1 protein-coding gene is annotated in these 570 nt (G+C 57.5%); it reads left to right on the forward strand.

Going from position 1 to position 570, the window contains the following annotated elements; translation table 11 throughout:
• Window positions 1-148: 148 nt before the first annotated feature.
• On the forward strand, window positions 149-570 hold a 422-nt coding region (locus AWB68_RS46000), incomplete at its 3' end, for a 2,4'-dihydroxyacetophenone dioxygenase family protein (RefSeq protein WP_087650535.1).

A 570-nucleotide genomic window follows, 5' to 3' on the forward strand; every position in this document is an offset into this window, starting at 1 on the left:
GCCAAGAAAGATGCTGCGCGCCACCCTCACGGGCACCCCGCTGGCCTGAGCCGACCGGCTCCCTCGGCAATTCCAGGGCGTCCGCCAATAGCGGACAGCCTTGGCATGTTCACCAATTTTTACCCCATCCACACCAATGGAGACAGATATGCTTTACGAACAAATCGACACCGCAGTCATCGATGGCGAATCGCTGCCGTGGGTACCGTTGACGCCCTATTCAGAACAGATCCTGGTGAAATACTTCAAGCTTGACCCGATCCGGGGTGAATGGATCGTCATGATGAAGGCACCGCCCGGCGTGGAACTGCCCAAGCACCACCACACCGGTACGGTCTTGGTCTACACGATCGAAGGCAAGTGGAAATACAAGGAGCACGACTGGGTCGCAGGACCCGGCAGCGTCGTGTACGAAACCGCTGCATCGACCCACACGTTTGAAGTCGTCGAGGCAGGCAAAAACGGAGATGTGCTCACGCTGGTTCAGGTGAACGGCGATCTCCTGTTCCTCGACGGGAACGACAACATCGTCGCGCTCGAAAACTGGAAGACCTCGCTGAATCGCTATCT

It is taken from the genome of Caballeronia choica (assembly GCF_001544535.1).
Taxonomy (GTDB): domain Bacteria; phylum Pseudomonadota; class Gammaproteobacteria; order Burkholderiales; family Burkholderiaceae; genus Caballeronia; species Caballeronia choica.